At 51.0% G+C, this 18,694-nt stretch carries 16 protein-coding genes and 1 tRNA gene (1 of these 17 running past the window's edge); 14 read left to right on the top strand and 3 right to left on the bottom strand.

Annotation, left to right across the window (positions count from 1 at the left end; genetic code table 11):
* Positions 1-3 precede the first annotated feature (3 nt).
* A complete protein-coding gene (locus tag CCUR_RS04525) occupies positions 4-984 on the top strand; it encodes an NAD(P)-binding domain-containing protein (RefSeq protein ID WP_012803298.1) in 981 nt (326 codons plus the stop codon).
* The gene (locus tag CCUR_RS04520; RefSeq protein ID WP_245526087.1) at positions 902-1,930 is read left to right on the top strand and encodes a radical SAM protein; all 1,029 of its coding nucleotides are present in this window, start codon (positions 902-904) and stop codon (positions 1,928-1,930) included. Before CCUR_RS04525 ends, CCUR_RS04520 begins: the two co-directional genes overlap by 83 nt.
* Here CCUR_RS04520 and CCUR_RS04515 read toward each other — a convergent pair.
* Entirely contained in the window at positions 1,875-2,741 is an 867-nt protein-coding gene (locus CCUR_RS04515; RefSeq protein ID WP_012803296.1) for a TIGR03915 family putative DNA repair protein, read from the bottom strand. The two genes, CCUR_RS04520 and CCUR_RS04515, sit on opposite strands and share 56 nt — an antisense overlap.
* Positions 2,742-2,883: 142 nt before the next feature.
* Positions 2,884-4,335 carry a putative DNA modification/repair radical SAM protein gene (locus CCUR_RS04510; RefSeq protein ID WP_012803295.1) on the bottom strand — a complete coding sequence of 484 codons (1,452 nt, stop codon included), beginning with the start codon at positions 4,333-4,335 and terminating at the stop codon, positions 2,884-2,886.
* Positions 4,336-4,755: 420 nt separating this feature from the next.
* On the opposite strand from CCUR_RS04510, the gene rpoD reads away from it, so the two are divergent.
* Together rpoD and CCUR_RS04500 are read left to right on the top strand one after the other, a co-directional pair.
* Entirely contained in the window at positions 4,756-6,024 is a 1,269-nt protein-coding gene (gene rpoD, locus CCUR_RS04505; protein ID WP_012803294.1) for an RNA polymerase sigma factor RpoD, read from the top strand.
* 63 nt (positions 6,025-6,087) lie between these two features.
* Positions 6,088-6,645, top strand: coding sequence for a GNAT family N-acetyltransferase (locus CCUR_RS04500; protein WP_012803293.1), 558 nt, complete (start codon positions 6,088-6,090; stop codon positions 6,643-6,645).
* Positions 6,646-6,887: 242 nt separating this feature from the next.
* On the opposite strand, the gene CCUR_RS04495 is transcribed toward CCUR_RS04500, so the two are convergent.
* Entirely contained in the window at positions 6,888-7,325 is a 438-nt protein-coding gene (locus CCUR_RS04495; RefSeq protein ID WP_012803292.1) for an Hsp20/alpha crystallin family protein, read from the bottom strand.
* A 548-nt stretch (positions 7,326-7,873) separates the two neighbouring features.
* On the opposite strand from CCUR_RS04495, the gene CCUR_RS04490 reads away from it, so the two are divergent.
* The 10 genes from CCUR_RS04490 to CCUR_RS04445 form a co-directional block, all read left to right on the top strand.
* The gene (locus CCUR_RS04490) at positions 7,874-8,158 is read left to right on the top strand and encodes a hypothetical protein (protein ID WP_012803291.1); all 285 of its coding nucleotides are present in this window, start codon (positions 7,874-7,876) and stop codon (positions 8,156-8,158) included.
* A gap of 222 nt (positions 8,159-8,380) precedes the next feature.
* The gene (locus tag CCUR_RS04485; protein ID WP_012803290.1) at positions 8,381-8,959 is read left to right on the top strand and encodes a helix-turn-helix domain-containing protein; all 579 of its coding nucleotides are present in this window, start codon (positions 8,381-8,383) and stop codon (positions 8,957-8,959) included.
* 146 nt (positions 8,960-9,105) lie between these two features.
* Positions 9,106-10,989 carry an AMP-binding protein gene (locus tag CCUR_RS04480; RefSeq protein ID WP_083771579.1) on the top strand — a complete coding sequence of 628 codons (1,884 nt, stop codon included), beginning with the start codon at positions 9,106-9,108 and terminating at the stop codon, positions 10,987-10,989.
* 166 nt (positions 10,990-11,155) lie between these two features.
* Positions 11,156-11,240, top strand: a tRNA-Leu gene (locus CCUR_RS04475).
* 77 nt (positions 11,241-11,317) lie between these two features.
* On the top strand, positions 11,318-12,961 hold the full coding sequence (gene tig / locus CCUR_RS04470; RefSeq protein ID WP_012803288.1) for a trigger factor: 1,644 nt from the start codon (positions 11,318-11,320) through the stop codon (positions 12,959-12,961).
* Positions 12,962-13,096: 135 nt separating this feature from the next.
* A complete protein-coding gene (gene clpP / locus CCUR_RS04465) occupies positions 13,097-13,720 on the top strand; it encodes an ATP-dependent Clp endopeptidase proteolytic subunit ClpP (RefSeq protein WP_012803287.1) in 624 nt (207 codons plus the stop codon).
* 41 nt (positions 13,721-13,761) lie between these two features.
* Complete coding sequence (gene clpX / locus CCUR_RS04460) at positions 13,762-15,126, top strand: ATP-dependent Clp protease ATP-binding subunit ClpX (RefSeq protein ID WP_012803286.1); 1,365 nt, start codon at positions 13,762-13,764, stop codon at positions 15,124-15,126.
* Between the two features lie 143 nt (positions 15,127-15,269).
* Positions 15,270-17,936 carry a valine--tRNA ligase gene (locus CCUR_RS04455; protein ID WP_012803285.1) on the top strand — a complete coding sequence of 889 codons (2,667 nt, stop codon included), beginning with the start codon at positions 15,270-15,272 and terminating at the stop codon, positions 17,934-17,936.
* A gap of 24 nt (positions 17,937-17,960) precedes the next feature.
* On the top strand, positions 17,961-18,389 hold the full coding sequence (locus CCUR_RS04450) for a zinc ribbon domain-containing protein (protein WP_012803284.1): 429 nt from the start codon (positions 17,961-17,963) through the stop codon (positions 18,387-18,389).
* Positions 18,390-18,597: 208 nt separating this feature from the next.
* Positions 18,598-18,694, top strand: partial view of a DUF1304 domain-containing protein gene (locus tag CCUR_RS04445; protein WP_012803283.1) — the 5' portion only. 266 nt of this gene lie beyond the right edge of the window; only the first 97 of its 363 coding nucleotides appear in the window; it begins with the start codon at positions 18,598-18,600; the stop codon falls past the right edge of the window.

Below are 18,694 nucleotides of genomic sequence, written 5' to 3'. Positions count from 1 at the left end.
CAGATGCTTCATTCATTTGCATATACCGGAGATGCTGCCGTTGGCGCTGTATTGTGCCAGAATCTTCTTGCTGCTGGATTTGAGCAGCAGGATGATATCGCTGCTGCTGATGTGGTTATTGCGTATTGTGCTTCTCAGGAAAGCCATGAGGAAACGTATTTTGGTCAGGATGGTCTGCTTTCCCACCTGCGAGAAGGTCTCTTTATTATCGGTCTGGAAGCATGTACTCCTACTACCGCGCGTGAGATATCTTCACTTGCTCAGATATCTGATGCCCATTTTGTTGAAGCGCCTCTACATGCAGCCGATATAACAGTGCCTGACCCTTTTGCCGACCGAGATAATCTAACTGCCCTTCTTGCTGGCCAGCCCGATGAGCTCGCTCAAGTAACCGGTATCATCGAAGCTGTTGCGGCGCATTGGGAAGAATGCGGCCAAAGCGGTGCCGCTCAGGCAGTGAAGTGTGCCCTCACCGCCAAGCGTGCTCTCGAAATCGCTTCAATGGTTGAATCAGAGGCGCTGCTGCGTCTTGCTGTTGATGAGTCGGGAGAGCTGCAGGCACGCGCTTTTCTGGAAAGTCAGCAGGGTACTCAAGAGAATATTTCTGCCTGGTATCAGGGTATTCGCGCCGATAACTATGCATCGACGTATACCATAGAAATAGTGGCGAGTGAATTAACCTGTGCGCTTGCATGGGCAGAGGAACAGGGGCTTGTACTTCCGCAAACCGAAACAGCGGCATATTTAGTTCGTCTTCTAGCAACAGTTGGTGGCATTGAACTGTCTCCGCTTGCTTTAACGCTTGCCTATCGTGACGAAGCGTCAGGCGAGCGCTTTGGGCTTGATTGGCATCGGGCTGAGGGTATGCAGACACTTTCTGATACCGATGACAATGATGACGATGAAATGGATGATCGTGAAGGCTGGGGCTGGACAAGTGATGAAGAGCTTGGAATCGAGGAAGATTCTCCCCTCGGCCGATAGGTGTTATCTCTGTCCACGGCGATGCGGCGCACGCAGATCCGCAGGACAGCGCGGTGTTTGTGGAGCAGCAGGTGAGTTACGGGTGGCTCGTGCGGCTCTTCACGAATGGGAAGAGCCACCGATCAGCGTTGGTGCGGGCAGTGGGACGGTGTTTTTTAGCAATTGTCCGCTTCGCTGTGTGTACTGTCAGAATGCTGCCATTGCGTGCGGACAGGCGGGATACGATATTTCTGTTGAACGCCTCGCTGACATATTCTTTGAATTACGCGCACAGGGTGCAGCCAATATCAATCTGGTAACCCCCTCGCACTATTTTCCATCCATAGAGCAGGCGTGTCGCAGTGCGCATGCACAAGGGTTTGATCTGCCGTTTATTATGAATACCTCAGGGTATGAATTAGCCAGTACCATCAGGCGATACGCTGACTGTATCGATGTGTATCTGGCCGATTTCAAATATGCGCCAGCGTGGGTAGGAACCACAGCGCAGCGTTACTCGCAAGCTTCCAATTACTTCGACTATGCAGTAAGTGCTCTTGATGCGATGGTTGCCTGTGCGGGGGTGCCTGCCTATGACTGTTTTGCAGGAGATCAGCGCCTTGTGCACGGTGTAGTCGTGCGGCATCTATTGTTGCCTGATCACCTTGATGAATCGAAGTCGATCCTTTCATTTCTCTGGCATCGTTACGGTAATGCGGTGCTCTATAGCCTGATGAGCCAATATACTCCACCCGATTCCTTGGAAGATTCTCTGGACGGTTCTTTGAAAGGATTCCCGGAATTACAGCGGCGTATTACTGCGGATGAATATGAACAGCTTCTTGACTATGCCGATCATATTGGAATGGTCGATTATTTTTGGCAATCGGGCGATGCAGCGCGCGAAAGCTTTATTCCTTCCTTTGATGGGACGGGCGTTCTTCCACATTCTCGTGCAGTTCGGTGATGTGTTTCCAAAGACGCATCGGCATAAAGTGTCGACGCAGTTCAGGATGGTAGCGTGCTTCGATGGTCGCGCTGCGATAGAAACGCTTCCAAGCATCCTGCATAAGGGCTTCATGTTCGTTTGGCGCTGGTACGTTTAATTGGTTGATACGCACTAGTTCCCAGCTTCCATCTTCTGATATGCCAGCAAGATGATGTACTTCGTCGTAGATGATAAAGCGCTGTGTATTGAACCGTGCAGCGAAAAAGTTCATGACAAGGGGCACCACCGAGGCATTTGGATTGCAGACGGCATACCACAGACCATCATCAGCCTGACTGAAGCGCATGAATTGCCGCATATGTTCGGTTTCAATTTCCACGTGACGGGCGAGCTTCAAAAGGGCTGCGATGGTTGGATCAGCCGCTTCGTTGAGTGCTTGTGCGCCGTTCTTGCCCATTAGGCGGCGTATTGCTTGGTAGACGATGGTACCCACATCGGCACCATCTGCACAGGCGGCCTGTGCAATTGTGCGCCAAGTTTTTACTCCACAACGCCGCTGTAATCCGGCTTTCACGCGTTGTGCCTTTTCAAAGTCGGTCTCAATCACGACAACCTGTTGGCCTAAGCGTATCTGTCCGTATTCTTGTGAGAGTACATCTTCAACCTGATGGTGCAACTCCCAGGCAGCAAACACCGCGCTCATTAAACCTTCTATTGTGCCGTCATAGATAAGAGCTACGGGATCGGGGCAATCGATGGTTGTGTGCGCCGTCGCAAGCGTGGCATTGCTTGTCGGTGGTAGAGCGGCATTATTGTGCGGTATATTCATGAGGTTCATCTTGTTGTTGCTATAAAGCGTGGCAAACGAATGCATCGCTGCTGAAGAATACCTCTGTTCGTGGGATGCATTTTGCTATCACGCGCTATTCCAAATCTGGCGCGTGAATACTCAGTAGCTAAAAGAGAATCATTCATGACGCACACTTCGTTTCCGCCTCAAAGCTGCCAAGCAACTGGTTGGGATGCTGAGTGCGTGTCACCGGAGCCATTGTCTGTTTGCTCGAAATTGGATCAACCACCTGGCCGGGTATTTCTGCGGGTGCAATAAGATCGTCAAAGGACAGCTGTCCGGCTATTACACCTCCAGAACGCCGTCCGTGTTCACCTCCGTTGATGGCGGCAACAAGCTGGGCTCTGATAGAGTCGCGGTCGAAAGGAATACCGGTGGCACCCCAACTATTATTGCAAGTAATAAAGAACCGTGCTCGCTTATAGACTATGCCGAGCCGACGCAATTCTCTTTCAGTAAGCGTGTGCGTCTTACGCGCTCGCATAATGCTCTGGGCACCGCGCACCCCAATGCCTGGCACGCGCAGTAATTCGCAATAGGGTGCCGTGTTCACTTCTAAGGGGAATCGATCGAGGTGATTGATTGCCCAGTTTGCTTTTGGGTCAAGAGCGAGGTCAAGAAAGGGGTGCGCCTCGTCGATAATTTCAGCGACATCAAAGTGATAAAAGCGCATGAGCCAGTCAGCCTGATACAAGCGATGCTCTCGGTCGAGCTGGATACGAGGGCTTTCGGGGAGCCGTGTATCGTGGTTTACCGGTAGATAAGCGCTAAAGAAAACGCGTTTCATCTGAATGGTTTTATAGAGAGCAGCTGATAAATTGAGAATGTGAAAATCGCTTTCGGGAGTCGCTCCAATAATCATCTGCGTGCTTTGACCGGCGGGCGCAAAGGCACGTGGGCGCGTGAGGGTAGGGGCTTGTTTGCGCCACGCAAGCGCGCGACTCTGCTTTGAGGAAAGAGCGCGCTTATCGGTATCTTCAGTGATGGTGTGCTGGATATATCGCATTGGCCTGATAAGGTTTTGTTTCTGTTTATCAGGTGCAAGCAGGGCAAGGCTTTCTCTACTCGGTAGTTCCATATTCACACTCAAGCGATCGGCCAAGCGTCCCAGTTGATCGATGGCTTCCGAGCTAGAACCAGGGATAGCCTTTGCGTGGATATAGCCCCAAAAGCCATATTCGTCACGCAGGATGCGCAAAGTACGAATCATCAGCTCGCTTGTGTAATCAGGGCTTTTTACGATACCGCTTGAAAGAAAGAGGCCCTCGATGTAATTACGTCGATAGAAGTCAATCGTCAGATCGGCGAGTTCGCGTGGGGAAAACGTGGCGCGCCGATGATCGTTTGAGCACCGATTGACGCAATAGGCGCAGTCGTAGATGCAGGAATTTGACATGAGCACCTTAAGCAAGCAGATACAGCGCCCATCGGGGGTAAAGCTGTGGCAACATCCGGCCGAGTGGGCAGTGCCAAGCTGTCCGCGTCGCGCGTTGCGCTCGACACCGGAAGAGGTGCAGGCAACATCGTACTTTGCGGCATCCGCAAGTATTTCCAGTTTGTCGGCAAGTTCCACGTAAGTCCCCTCGTATTCCAAGACCGTGGTGTTGTAAACTCTGATGCCTTGAATCTCAGCAGTTCAAAACTCAACGCTTTGAAATCCTGCTATCGCACATCTTGATGTTTCAAATCCCAGCAGTCCAAACCTCGATGCTTCAAAGCTCTGTCATTCAAAACCCCTAGTACACCAAGAATTTCAAACCTAACCACACCAGGAAATCCCAGCTGTTAAGATGCAAAAAGCGAATAGATGTTCGTGTTTCATCATTGCAAACAAATGTTCGATTGTCAATGTCCCATGAACCCTTCATGCGATTGAAGTTTGGGCAAGATAGCCCTATTAAGAAGCAGGCGAAGTGTGGTACACTACTTTGCTGTATCTTTACGCCCTGTCTCCGATTTACAGGGTCTGCAGGCTCCTTTGAAAGGAAGTCACGTGGCAGCAGCTTCTCGCACTTCTACGACAGAAAAAGTACCTGGCAAAGACGGCAGCAGCCAGCCGGATGAAGAAATACAAAATCAAGCAGCTTCCGACTCTGAAGATTCAGTCGATCTGGAAGATTTAGAAGCGCCGGATACCGTTGGTGTTCCGGATATTTCTGACGATGCAATCGCGGGGGATAAACCCGAAGCCGAAAGCGAAGAAGATCTTCTTGAGGGAATTCCTGAAGAAGAACTCAAGGCTTCAAGTTCGGTGAGTCTTCCAAAGGTAACCGCTTCGAAATCACGCATTCGCCAGAGTTCGCGCTCTCGTGCTGCTGATACTTCTATTACGATGCTCACCGGCGATCCAGTGCGTATGTACTTGAAAGAAATCGGCAAGGTTCCGCTGCTTACGGCAGCTGAAGAAATCGACCTTGCCATGAAGATTGAAGCAGGTGTCGAAGCAGGCGAGCAGCTCGAAGCTGCAGAGGCCGATAACGCCGAAGAGCTTTCCCGTCGCGAGCACAGGCGCTTGACGCGCATTGAAGCGGTCGGTCTTGATGCAAAGCAGCAGCTTATTGAAGCAAATCTCCGCCTGGTAGTGTCGATTGCAAAGCGGTATGTCGGACGTGGCATGCTGTTCCTCGACCTTATTCAAGAGGGGAATTTAGGTCTTATTCGTGCCGTTGAGAAATTCGACTACACGAAGGGCTTCAAGTTTTCGACGTATGCAACCTGGTGGATTAGGCAAGCTATTACCCGTGCTATTGCCGATCAGGCCCGTACTATCCGTATTCCGGTACACATGGTCGAAACAATCAATAAGCTCGTGCGTATTCAGCGTCAGCTTCTTCAAGAATTGGGACGTGAACCAACCCCGGAAGAAATTGCTGAAGAAATGGATTTGACGCCCGATAGAGTGCGTGAAATCCAGAAGATCAGCCAAGAACCTGTTTCGTTGGAAACACCGATTGGTGAAGAAGAAGACAGCCAGCTGGGCGACTTTATTGAAGATGACGCCGCGGTGGTACCACCGGATGCAGCAAGCTTCAGCATGCTGCAAGAACAGCTGACGAAGGTACTTGATGGCCTGGCCGAACGTGAGCGCAAGGTAATTAGTTTGCGCTTCGGTCTTGAAGATGGTCATCCGCGCACCCTTGAAGAAGTCGGCCGTGAATTCGGTGTGACACGTGAACGTATTCGTCAAATCGAAAGCAAGACACTGGCGAAGCTGCGTCATCCCAGTCGTTCAAGCAAACTGAAGGACTATCTCGAGGATTAGTGAGCACTCCTTTGGACCGTGCGCTTGAGGGCAAGCGGTATCCAAGTTGGGAAGGGGAGTTCAGTGATTGATGGATGGACTATCCGTATAGCAACGGGCGATGATGCCGGTGCGGTGGCGGATATCTACGGTGAGTACGTGCGTACTTCAACGGCGACCTTTGAAGAGGATGCTCCTTCAGCTAATGAATGTCGTCTGCGTATTGAAAATACTCTTGCGCAGTATCCTTTTCTTGTTGTGTGCGACCAGTCTCTTGCGGTTGTGGGATTTTGCTACGCGCATGCGCTGCGTGAACGATCTGCGTACCTTCATTCAGCTGAAACAACCATCTATTTGAGTTCACGTGCTCAACACACAGGTGTTGCGGCGGCGCTTTATACCGAGCTTGAGCGCATACTCGCTCGTCAAGGAGTTACGAACCTGTATGCCTGTATTACCGGTGAAAATGAAGCGAGTCTCCGTTTTCATAGCACGTGCGGTTACGCGCGGTGCGCGCAGTTTAATTCCTGCGGGTATAAGTTCAATCGATGGCTTGATATTATCTGGATGGAAAAACTCATTGCCGATCATGGTGCACCAGCACCCTTTATTCCCTTTTCTCAACTATCGCACGTTCAATAATGGGGACGTTCGTACGGGCATGGAAAAGCCCCGAAGCGATCGACTGTTCTTAGGGTTTGCGGTCTAATGTGTCCAAGAGGTCGTCCGAAGATCCATCTTGCTGATTCGCTGGCTTTCTCATTCAAGACACTGGTAGCTATTTACCTCTAAAAACGAGTACTAACTTAAAATGGGGTGCTGACTTGCATCAACACCCCATTACCGCCTGTTTTCTTTTACTCTCAGGCGCTTTCCAGCTTGGTTTAACCCTCGATGGCAATGCTCTTTTTCGGCTCGGGAGCTGGTGCAGTGCGCTTTGGCACCATAATTTTCAGGGTGCCATTATCAAACTGGGCGCTGATGCCATCTTCATCCACTTCATCGCCGACATAGAACTTACGGCTGCATTTGCCCTCGAAGCGTTCCTTGCGCAGGAACGATCCATTCTTGTCATCCTCTTCAGTCTCATGCTTCGTTTCAGCAGAAACCTCCAGATAGCCGTCAGCAATATTAGCGGTGATATTTTCTTTCTTCATGCCGGGCAAATCGATGGTAAGTTCAAAATCGGTATCGGTTTCTTTGATGTCGGTCTTCATTAATCCAAAAGATGTTTTTCCCGTTGCTTGCGGGGTATCAAAGAAGGCATCAAAAGGGCTAACCATAAAGTCGTTAAAGAAGTTCCGTTTCGCAGGTACTAGCATAATTCTCATCTCCGTCTGGGGCATGTTACCCCGTCGCTTACTGTGTAGTCTTGTTATAGCCTGACTTGTTAGCACTTTCAATGTGAGAGTGCTAACGGTTGCTGTTACGTCATACACCGTTACCGAGCGGGAACTTTTGCTTGGTTTTAAAGTCAGTCTAGAACTTTGAGGTCTTTTGCGAGCGCCACAGAGCCCAAGGCTTTTACAAGACGGGGATATAGTCGGCAACTTTTGCGAGGTAGGTATATGTTGGTGGCTTTTGCAAGTGCCATAGAGTCCAAGACTTTTGCGAGGCGGGCATGGAGACCGGGGCTTTTGCAGAGCCATACGATGTCGCTTGTTCTTGTCTCGTACTTGCGATACAGTCAATCGAGCTCATATACATGTTCAGACGCACTGAGTAGGTGCCGACATACAAACATACCGATATACAGACAAAGAGCGGTTGCTCGCATATACGTCATGCTGATTGGTATATATAAGCTCGTGCTGGTTAGCACACAGAGCTCATGATGACCAGTGCGTACGTTGAGATGGAATTGAGGCAGATGAAGACCTATCGCGCACATTACAAATCTCCGGTGGGGGAGCATCCAACCAGCGGTATTTTCGAATTTGAGAGTTCAGCACAAGCTGGCTCGAAAAAGAATATGACTGATGCGCGTATTAAGATGTTGGAAGTATTCGGCAACGAAGCAGTGACGTGGATCATTGATCAGATTGAACTGGTACGGCAAGATGAAACGCTTGACTACGTGCAACCTCAGCTCGATTTTCGCGAACCAAAGCGGGTCCGCCGACATCATACGTTCGAGCGCGGCAAAATAAAGTAACTCCCACATTGTGTGCGTGATCTAGATTAGTATTGCCGTACTGTGCAGTAGTCCCAGCGCGCTTATGGCGGCTTATTGTATCGAAACCGAGGATTTCCCCGCCGGCATTGTTGCTGTTCGAGCGAATGTGCGGTGTGCTGCCCTACAATACGGCAGCATACGAGCACGTCGCCATGATATTCATTTACCGTGAGGTTCATGGTGCAAGCGGGGAGGAGTCGCATGTCCGACGAAAACAGGCTGGGTCACAAGATTGTAACGTTGCGCGAGGCGCATCATCTATCCCAGCAAGATCTTGCTGATCGATGCGGATGTGATGTATCCGCTATTGCTGAACTCGAAGCGGGCGAGGTGCCACCGTCACTTGCGCCGCTTATCAAAATTACGCGGGCACTGGGTGTGCGTTTGGGCACGCTCATGGACGACGATGAATCGCTCGGTCCTCTCTATATCGGCACAAGCCAGATGGAAGAAGTCACTCGTCTGAAGAGCCTTCAGACTGCAAGTGATGCCGGCGACTTGGCGTATTTTAGCCTTGCAGCGGGGCGCCCCTCGCGGCATATGGATCCATTTATTATCACCATCGATCCGTCGGGTGAAACTGAACATGAACTCGTGGGTCACGAAGGTGAAGAATGGCTCTACGGCCTTGAAGGCGAGATAGAGATCGAATATGGCAAAGAGCTCTATGTGCTCCATCCGGGTGAATCGATCTACTACGATTCAATCGTGCCTCACCAGGTGCGTGCTCACGAAGGACAAAGCGCACGGTTTCTTGCTGTTGTCTATACGCCCCTCTAGGATTTCAAGCTTAATGGGCTTGCTCAAGTTCACCAAGTTCATTGTGAATCATATGAGAGACAAGAAAGCTCACCGTCGCGCTTGAGTTCAAGCGATCATCTCGACTCATCTCACGTCCACCGCTATTGCAGGAAAAGGTCCCTTTTATGACCGTGTCATCAGATAATTTTTCAGAGATACCAACTGATACTCGGGGCTGGACCCCCCTCGAGGTGCGTAAACGCGAAGAAGCTGCCCAGGCACGCGAGGCATATCGCCGAGCAGATGGGAGTCGTCCGCAACCAGGAGATAGCGACTGGCCTCTGCACACCGAAAAGACCATTGGCAGTTATTTTCGGGCGCAGGTAGAAATTGATCCATCGCATGAATTCATTGTGTATCCCGACCGCGATCTGCGCTGGACCTATGCTCAGTTCGACAAACGCACCGACAATCTTGCGCGTGGTCTTTTGTCTATTGGCATGCGGCCCGGCGATCATCTGGGAATTTGGGCACGTAATGTTCCCGACTGGCTTACGTTTATGTTTGCTACTGCCAAGATCGGCGTCGTGTCTGTCACGATGAACCCGGTGTTTAAAAGCCACGAACTCGATTACGTGCTCAAGCAATCCGACATGAAGGCATTGGTCATCATCGACCGATTCCGCGATGTCGACTACGTGGACGTGGTGCGCGGACTGATACCCGAATCGCTTACCCAGGCACGCGGTTATCTCAACACTGAAGAGTATCCTTTCTTAAAGAATCTCATCTATATGGGACCAGAAAAGCACCGCGGCTTTTATAGCGTTCCGGAACTGCTCTTGCTGGGTGAACATGTGCAGGAAGAAGAGCTTTGGGAAGTCGAGCGATCCTTTGACCAAAACGACTGCGTGATGATGCAGTACACAAGTGGGACAACGGGTTTCCCGAAGGGCGTTATGCTCACGCACCGTAATATCTTAAATAATGGCTTCTATATCGGAGAAGGGCAGCGTCTGTCGCCGGCTGACCGTATTTGCCTGCCGGTGCCGTATTTCCACTGCTTTGGCTGTGTGCTGGGGGCTATGGCAGCACTCACACATCGGTCGACCCTTGTTGGCATTGAAAGCTTTGAGGCTGAAGCGGTTCTTTCTGCCATAGACCGTGAAAAGGCAACAGCGGTCTATGGCGTGCCGACCATGTTTATCGCGGAACTCAATCATCCGAATTTTAGCAACTATGACATGTCAAGTTTACGCACGGGCATCATGGCTGGCAGTCCCTGTCCACCTGCCACGATGGGTGAGGTCATCGAAAAGATGAATATGCGCGATATCACCATTTGCTATGGGCTTACCGAAACGAGTCCCGTGTTTACGCAAACGAGTGTGACTGACGACATCGAGCATAAGTGCACAACGGTCGGTCGCAAACATCCGCCGGTTGATGTGAAGGTGCTCTCGGTGGACGACGGGCATGAGTGTGCTCCGGGTGAGCCGGGCGAACTGTGTTGTAAGGGTTACAACGTCATGAAGGGCTACTACAAGATGCCCGACGCTACGGCTGCGGCTATTGATGCGGATGGATACCTGCATTCAGGCGACTTGGGTACCGTCGATGAAGATGGCTATTATCGTGTGACGGGGCGTATCAAAGACATGATCATCCGTGGTGGCGAAAATATTTATCCGCTTGAAGTGGAGAACTTCTTGCTGACAATGGAAGGCGTGCTTGATGCGCAGGTAATTGGTATACCTGATGAAAAGCTGGGCGAGATTGTTGGTGCCTTTATCCGCGTGAAGCCAGGTTTTGAAAGCATGACTGAAGACGAGGTACGCGCTTTTGCTATTCCTCGTATTGCCCGCTACAAAGTCCCCAAGCGCGTATTCTTCGTGGACGATTTTCCGATGAATCCTGCCAAAAAAGTGCAAAAGTACAAGTTACGTGAGTTGGCTTGCGAACTTATTGCTCAACAGGAACAGGCGTTTTCCAGTAAGGAAGAAGCAGCTCGTGCCCAAGCCGCGAGTGACGATGACGATGCCCGAGGCGGCATGTTCCGCGAACGATAAACACCACGGTAATCGCGCTCGACGAGGGAAGATAATATCGTCGTTTGCCGCGGGGTGTACAGCGTGCGGTGGTGCACCGTTTTCGTGGTATATCCCCGCGGTTTTTGGTAATATGTCGTTTTGCATGCGCGCAGGCGGTCATTCGCCGCGCGTCGTTTGACGACTGGCGGGCGTGGCGGAATTGGCAGACGCGCCAGATTTAGGTTCTGGTGGGGTAACCCGTGAAGGTTCAAGTCCTTTCGCCCGCACCATAGTGGTTCGTCAAACGTACTGTTTGGCGACTTCGCAATCGCCAAAGACTGCATAACGCAATAGATGGAGGAACTGAGTGGAAACCAAAGTCGAGGCTCTGAAGGATAACCGGAAGAAGCTGACGGTAAGCGTTGATGCCACAGAGGTGGACAATCGCATTAAGAAAACCTATCGGGATTTTGCCGGCAAGTATAATTTCCCGGGGTTCCGCAAGGGCAAAGCCCCTCGTCCTGTTATCGACAGCATGCTGGGGCCGAATGCGGTTACTGCTACGGTTACCGAAGACATTATCAATAGTCTGTATCCACGTGCTATGGACGAAGCAGATCTTATTGCCATTGGCCAGCCGTCGTTTGAGCAAGAAAGCGACCTAGTTGAGGCAGGCAAGAGTTTTTCCTTCTCTGCCACCGTTGAAGTGCGTCCTGAGTTTTCTCTTTCCTCGTACGATGCCATCGAAATCAAGCTGCCGAGCGTTGAGGCAACCGAAGAGGAAATTGACTCGCAGGTTGATGAACTGCGCAACTACTACTACACGTTCGAAGATGCTCCTGCTTCTAAAAAGCTTGCGGCAGGTGATTTTGCCGAGATTTCTCTTGAAGCGGTTGACGCAAATGGCAATCACGTTGAGTCACTTGAAACCGAATCGCGTCTCTATGAGCTGTCGAGTGGATTGTTCCCTCCAGCTTTTGATGAAGCGCTCATCGGTCTTTCTAAAGGCAAGAAAGCAACGGTTGAAGTTGATATGTCTGAGCCGTCCCTTATGGGACAGGGGATGGATAACCCCGGCAAGGTCACACTGACTGTCGAGGTTAAACAGGTTAAGAAGAAGGTTCTGCCTGCTCTCGATGATGAATGGGCCAAAGAAACCGCTGGTTTTGAGGGTGGCGTGGCTGAGCTGCGCGAGCGAGTAGCTGACTCCATCAAGCAGCAGAAAGAGCAGATGATGCCCCGTCTGCGCGAAAACGAAGCACTCTATGCACTGCAGGAGCGACTCGAAGGCGAAGCACCGAAGGCAATGTGCGACGTCGAAGAACAAAGCTTGCTGCAGAACTTCTTTATGCAGATCCAGCAACAGGGCGTGACCTTTGATGCCTATCTGGCTCAGATGGGATTGACTGCCGAGCAGTTCCGCGACGACTTAAAGAAGCAGGCGCGCGATGTGACCGAGCAGGATCTCGCGCTTGATGCGTGGGCACGCCATGCCAAAATCGATGTCACCGACGAAGAGATCAGCGCTGAATTTGCTAAGGCGGACGCCGCTCATGCAGCTTCGCTTGAAAAGGAATGGCGCGATGCTGGCCGTATTGCAACATTGCGCGCTGGTATGCGTCGTACTGCTGCACTGTCTGCCATTATGGATAACATGAAAGTGAGCGAGCTTGCTCCTGGTGAAAAGCTCAACAGCGTTAAAGATGACGCGGACAATTTGAATGCTAAGACGGGCTCAAGCGCTAAAAAAGCCAAGAGCACCAAGGCGACCAAGGAAACAAAGAAGTCATCTACTGGCAAAGCGAAGACTGCAGCGGGTGCATCCAAGGCAACCACACAGGCTGCCAAGGCAAGCGCCTCTGCTAATGATTCCGCTGCTGCAAAGCCGACAAAGACCGAACTGGGCAAACTGAAAGTAGCCGAACTGCGCGAGCAGGCTGCTGCTATGGGTATTGATGCTGACGGCATGAAGAAGGCTGATCTCATCGAAGCATTGCTGAAAGCTGAATGAAATACGCACTTCGGTAACGTAACGCTCACGTTTCTATGAATATGGACGGGTTGATGGCTTGGTTGTCGTCAACCCGTTTCGCTCTCCGTATAATGGATGATGCATCAAAGACATCTCGAGACGTAAAGAGGATCTATGAACGAATTTACTCACCCTTCATCGGCTCTTATTCCCTATGTGATTGAGCAGTCACCGCGCGGTGAACGCAGCTTCGATATCTATTCACGCTTGCTGAATGAGCGCATTGTATTTCTGGGCGAAGCGATTGATGACAATGTGGCTAATTCGGTTGTTGCTCAGCTTCTGCATCTTGAATCAACCGATCCTGAAAAGGATATTTCACTCTACATCAATAGCCCTGGTGGCAGTGTGACAGCTGGTCTGGCTATTCTTGACACCATGGATTACATCAGCTGTGATGTTTCGACCATCTGCATTGGTCAGTGCGCTTCGATGGCGGCGGTGCTTCTATCGAATGGCACAAAGGGCAAGCGGTACGCACTTCCTAATGGGCGTGTGATGATTCATCAGCCTTCAGGTGGCGCGCAAGGTCAGCAGACCGAAATCGCGATTGTGGCAAAAGAAATCTTATATATCCGCGATCGTTTGAACGGTATTCTGGCCAAGAATACGGGTCAATCACTTGAAACCATTCAACAGGATACCGAGCGCGATAACTTTATGAGCGCTGAGGCGGCACGCGAATATGGCCTAGTTGACCAGGTTGTAACAAGCCGTGCTGCTCAAAAAGAAGACTAGTGGTTTAACAACGCAACAAATCAGTAAAGGCGAAGGGCATTATGGCAAAAACCCCTCATGAGAAACATGACACGCCTGACGAGGATATCCACTGCGCGTTTTGCGGAAAAACGCCGCAACAGGTTAATTCAATGATCAGCGGTCCGAACGGTATCTGTATCTGCGACGAATGCATTTCGGTATGCGCAGAGGCTATGATGCATGATATGGGCTTGCGTGGTATCGACACGAGTTCTTTAAGCCGACAGGACCCATTTGCATCCGATGCTTCCATCGCGCTGAACGAAGAAGCTGATCCCAATCCTGCTGAGGTTCTCGACAACCTGCCAACTCCTCATGAACTCTACGATCGTTTAAGTGCGTTTGTCGTGGGTCAAGAAGAAGCGAAACGGGCCTTGTCAGTAGCGGTGTACAACCATTACAAGCGTATTAGTTTGGGAGCTGATGCGAGTGACGATGATGTCGAGCTTGCTAAAAGCAATATATTGCTTTTAGGACCAACCGGTAGCGGCAAGACCTTGCTTGCTCAGACATTGGCGCGCACGCTGCGTGTTCCCTTCGCTATTGCTGACGCCACCACGCTGACCGAGGCTGGCTACGTTGGTGAGGATGTCGAAAACATTCTGCTGAAGCTTATTACTGCTGCTGATTTCGATGTGCCGCGTGCAGAAATTGGCATTGTCTATATCGACGAGATCGACAAGATTGCACGCAAAGCCGAAAATCTTTCAATCACCCGCGATGTATCGGGTGAAGGCGTGCAGCAGTCGTTGCTCAAGATTGTTGAAGGGTGTGAAGCGAGCGTGCCTCCTCAGGGTGGTCGCAAGCATCCTCAGCAGGAACTTATTCATATCGATACCACAAACATCCTGTTCATCTTGGGCGGAGCGTTTGTTGGTCTCACTGACATTATCGCCGAGCGAGTTGGCAAAAGTGGTCTGGGCTTCAATGCGCGCTTGCCGCAGAGCAAAAAGCACGAAGATGCCGAACTGCTGCGTCAGGTTTTACCCGAAGACCTCAATAAGTTTGGTATGATTCCCGAATTTGTCGGTCGTATTCCGGTGATTACGCGTCTAAAAGAGCTCACCGAAGAAGACCTGGTTCGTATTCTAACGGAACCGCGCAATGCTCTGGTGAAGCAGTACACGCGTATGTTCGAATTTGAAGAGAGCGAACTGGTTGTCGAGCCAGATGCCTTGCGTGCTATTGCTCATAAGGCTATTGAACATAATACTGGCGCACGTGGTCTGCGTTCTATCTGCGAAAATGTGCTCATGGATGTTATGTACGAGCTTCCTGACCATACCGAGCCGACACGGGTTGTTCTGCGTGCGAGCGATATAGAAGGCACAACCTCTCCCGAGATTGTCGCTCGTGAAGCTGCTTCGATACCCTCAGCAAGCTAACGTTTGCTATTCATACGATTCAGGTAAGGGCGCCTTGGGTGCGGGGAGAAACCGTGCAAAGGCGCCCTTCGTATCGTTCGGCCAGTGTCATACGGTATAATTTCTACGTTTGAGTATTCATAATTAACAGAAGGAACAAGGGCATGCCCGAAAAGAAGAGAGTCGATTTTGATTTCGCCGCCCATGAGGCGCCCCTGTTTAAAGTATGGGAAGAGACGGGGTATTTCAAGCGTACTCCTGGTTTTGGAGAGCATGCCAACGACTGCTATACCATTACGATTCCGCCTCCCAATATTACCGGCGTGCTTCATATGGGTCATGCACTTGATGACACCATTCAAGATGCGTGCATTCGACGCGCGCGCATGCAGGGATATCAGGCGCGCTGGGTGTTGGGCACCGATCATGCGGGCATTGCGACACAGACAAAGGTTGATAAAAAGCTTGCCGAAGAGGGTATAAGCCGCTTTGATATCGGCCGCGAAAAGTTTATCGAGGCGTGCTATGAATGGCGCGCCGAGTATGGTGCAACCATTGTCAATCAAATCAAAGGCATGGGCTGCAGCTGCGATTATTCCGACGAGCACTTTACGCTCGACCCTGATTATATTCAGGCGGTGCGTCATCTGTTTGTCGACTGGTATCACGATGGGCTTATCTACCGCGGCAAGCGTATTGTCAATTGGTGCCCGCACTGCACAACCGCTATCGCCGATGACGAAGTCGAGTACGTCGAAGAAGATGGGCATCTGTGGTATCTGCGCTATCCTCTGGTTGAACCAGTCGATGGGCAGGATTACATTGTGGTAGCCACCACGCGCCCTGAAACAATGCTAGGTGACACTGGTGTCGCGGTGTCTCCTCAAGATGATGCCGCACAGCGCTTTGTAGGAGCGAAGGTAAAGCTGCCGCTTGTTGATCGTGAGATCCCTATTTTTAGTGACTATTATGTTGATGCGGGTTTTGGCACCGGATTTGTCAAAGTGACGCCAGCTCATGACCCTAACGACTGGGCGATGGGGGAACGTCACGACCTTGAGAAGATCAATATTTTTGACGAAACAGCTCATGTTATTGAGGGGTATGGGGAATTCTCAGGGCTCGATCGCGACGAAGCGCGTACGGCTATCGTCGAGGCATTCGATAGGCTGGGGCTTCTTGACCACGTTGAGGATCACACCCATTCGGTTATGACGTGTTATCGCTGTCACAACAAGCTCGAGCCGTGGCTTTCTGAACAGTGGTTTGTCGCGGTTGATGGCCTCAAAAAAGACGCCGCTCGCGTGGTGGAAGATGGTTCCATTACATTTCATCCTGCCCGATGGAAGCAGGTATATCTCGATTGGCTCGCTAATCTCAAAGACTGGTGCATTTCGCGCCAGCTGTGGTGGGGGCATCGTATTCCGATGTTCTATTGCGATGCGTGCGGATGGCAGGATGCCTGTGTTGAGGATATTAGCACATGCCCCGAATGCGGGAGCGTCGTGCGGCAAGACGAAGATGTTCTTGATACCTGGTTTTCTAGTCAGTTATGGCCCTTTGCGACGCTTGGCTGGACGGGGAAGGGTTCCCAGACCGAAGAACTCGAACGCGCCTATCCAACACAGGTACTTGCAACAGCCCGCGACATCATGGGCTTGTGGGTGGCTCGCATGGTTATGGCCGGCGAGTACTGCATGAAAGAGATTCCTTTCCAAGATGTCATCATCTATCCAACCGTGATGGGATCCGATGGCAAGCCCATGAGCAAGAGCAGGGGCAACGGGGTTGATCCGCTCAAGCTTATGCAGGACTATGGTGCCGATGGCATGCGTTTTGGTTTGCTTATGCAGGTGACTGGTGCACAGGATCTGCGGTTTAACGAAGACAAGCTCGAGAACAGCCGTAACTTTGCAAACAAGATTCGCAACGCCGCGCGCTTTGTCCTTATGAATATGGAAGGGTATACCCCCGGAGCCCCCGAAGCGAAGCTGCCGGTTGATCGGTGGATACTAAGCCGTCTTGCTGGCCTAGTTGAACGGGTTGATAAGGCGTTTGATGCTTATGAGTTTGCAGAGGTTACTCGCGAGCTGTACGCGTTTTTCTGGAACGAGTTTTGTGACTGGTACATTGAGTTTTCTAAGAGTCGCTTAGCCGGCGATGATGCGGCTGGTCGTCTTGCGTGTCAACGTAATCTTATTTTCCTGTTGGATACGTCGCTGCGCTTGCTCCATCCGATTATGCCGTTTGTCACTGAAGAAATTTATCAGCAGCTGCCTGGGGAAAAAGACGCACCCTATTTAATTGGCGCTGCCTGGCCCAAGGCACGTGCTCTCAGTGATTACCGCGATATCGACGCTGAGCGCGCCATTATGATGGTCTGCGAAGTGGTATCTGCTGTTCGTGCGACGCGTTCTCGATATGGTATTTCTCCCCATCAGGAACTCGATGTGCGCGTAAAAGTTACCGATAGTCGTGACGAGGCATTGCTGTGCGCGCAGTCGTCACTAATAAGTGGCATGGGTCGTATCAGTTCGCTTATTATTGCCACCGACGTCGACAAGCTAGCGGGATCAAGTGTATCGTTGGCAGCAGGGCTTGAGGTGTACACCGCGCTTTCGGGTCTTGTCGACTTCGATGCCGAGCGTGTCCGTTTGCGCAAGCAGCTCGATCGACTTTCATCTGACAACGAGCGACTTACGAAGAAACTTGCAAATCCTGGCTTCTTAGCAAAGGCCGCGCCTGAGGTAATCGAAAAGGATCGCGCCAAGCAAGCTGAAACACTTGAGCAGATAGAGCGTGTACAAGCCCAATTGGATGAACTCGCCTAGGGTAACCTAAGGAAAGGAATCAATATGTCCGATCTGATGTCACAATTCATGACCCCGCAGGTACAGAGTGCACTATTTGTATTCATTATGCTGCTCGTGATTCTCTACGTTTTGGTTGTCGTGTGGGTTGCCCGCGATGCGTATCAGCGCGGTGCTGTCTGGTGGGCATGGTCCATTGTCGCCCTTGTTCCACTGGTGGGTGTGATTGCTTACTTGCTGTTGCGTCCCTCGCTGCTTGAAATGGATCGCTCCGAACAAGAGCTTGAGATTGCCTTGAAGCAGCGCGAGCTTATGAAATATGGTGAATGCGCAAATTGTGGCTATCCGGTACAAGCTGATTACATCATCTGCCCCAATTGCCATGCTCATCTGAAGGACTTATGTTCCAATTGCCATCATGCGCTTGATCCGGCTTGGACGGTTTGTCCGTATTGCGGTCAGCCGCAACGATAAGACGAGCAGTTAAGCGAAGCAGGCGGCTAAGCGAAGAGCGAAGATACCGCGCTTATAACCAATACGAGCCGGTATTGGGTACTCGATTCAGGTTAAATGCGGTATGGAATGATCGCGCATTACAGCAACTGTAGTTCAATAGCGGTAATCGAAATCGCGAGAAACTGCGCGTTATCCTCGAAATATTAAACAGTAGAGGAGTAGGTATATGTCGCCTTATATCATCGGATTGGCTATTATCGTGGCAGCCGAGCATTTGTACATTATGTATCTTGAAACATTTGCGACCACCTCCGAACGTACGG

The organism is Cryptobacterium curtum DSM 15641 (assembly GCF_000023845.1).
Taxonomy (GTDB): domain Bacteria; phylum Actinomycetota; class Coriobacteriia; order Coriobacteriales; family Eggerthellaceae; genus Cryptobacterium; species Cryptobacterium curtum.
The sequence above is the reverse complement of the archived record's forward strand: the minus strand, read 5'-3'. Positions and strand labels throughout refer to the sequence as shown.

Coding starts and splice junctions, on each gene's coding strand:
- CCUR_RS04455 (WP_012803285.1), top strand. CDS start 15,270: ATGCCCGAAAAGAAGAGAGTCGATTTTGATTTCGCCGCCCATGAGGCG.
- CCUR_RS04515 (WP_012803296.1), bottom strand. CDS start 2,741: ATGAATATACCGCACAATAATGCCGCTCTACCACCGACAAGCAATGCC.
- CCUR_RS04490 (WP_012803291.1), top strand. CDS start 7,874: ATGAAGACCTATCGCGCACATTACAAATCTCCGGTGGGGGAGCATCCA.
- CCUR_RS04520 (WP_245526087.1), top strand. CDS start 902: ATGAAATGGATGATCGTGAAGGCTGGGGCTGGACAAGTGATGAAGAGC.
- CCUR_RS04450 (WP_012803284.1), top strand. CDS start 17,961: ATGTCCGATCTGATGTCACAATTCATGACCCCGCAGGTACAGAGTGCA.
- CCUR_RS04480 (WP_083771579.1), top strand. CDS start 9,106: ATGACCGTGTCATCAGATAATTTTTCAGAGATACCAACTGATACTCGG.
- CCUR_RS04525 (WP_012803298.1), top strand. CDS start 4: ATGCTTCATTCATTTGCATATACCGGAGATGCTGCCGTTGGCGCTGTA.
- CCUR_RS04485 (WP_012803290.1), top strand. CDS start 8,381: ATGTCCGACGAAAACAGGCTGGGTCACAAGATTGTAACGTTGCGCGAG.
- clpX (WP_012803286.1), top strand. CDS start 13,762: ATGGCAAAAACCCCTCATGAGAAACATGACACGCCTGACGAGGATATC.
- CCUR_RS04495 (WP_012803292.1), bottom strand. CDS start 7,325: ATGCTAGTACCTGCGAAACGGAACTTCTTTAACGACTTTATGGTTAGC.
- clpP (WP_012803287.1), top strand. CDS start 13,097: ATGAACGAATTTACTCACCCTTCATCGGCTCTTATTCCCTATGTGATT.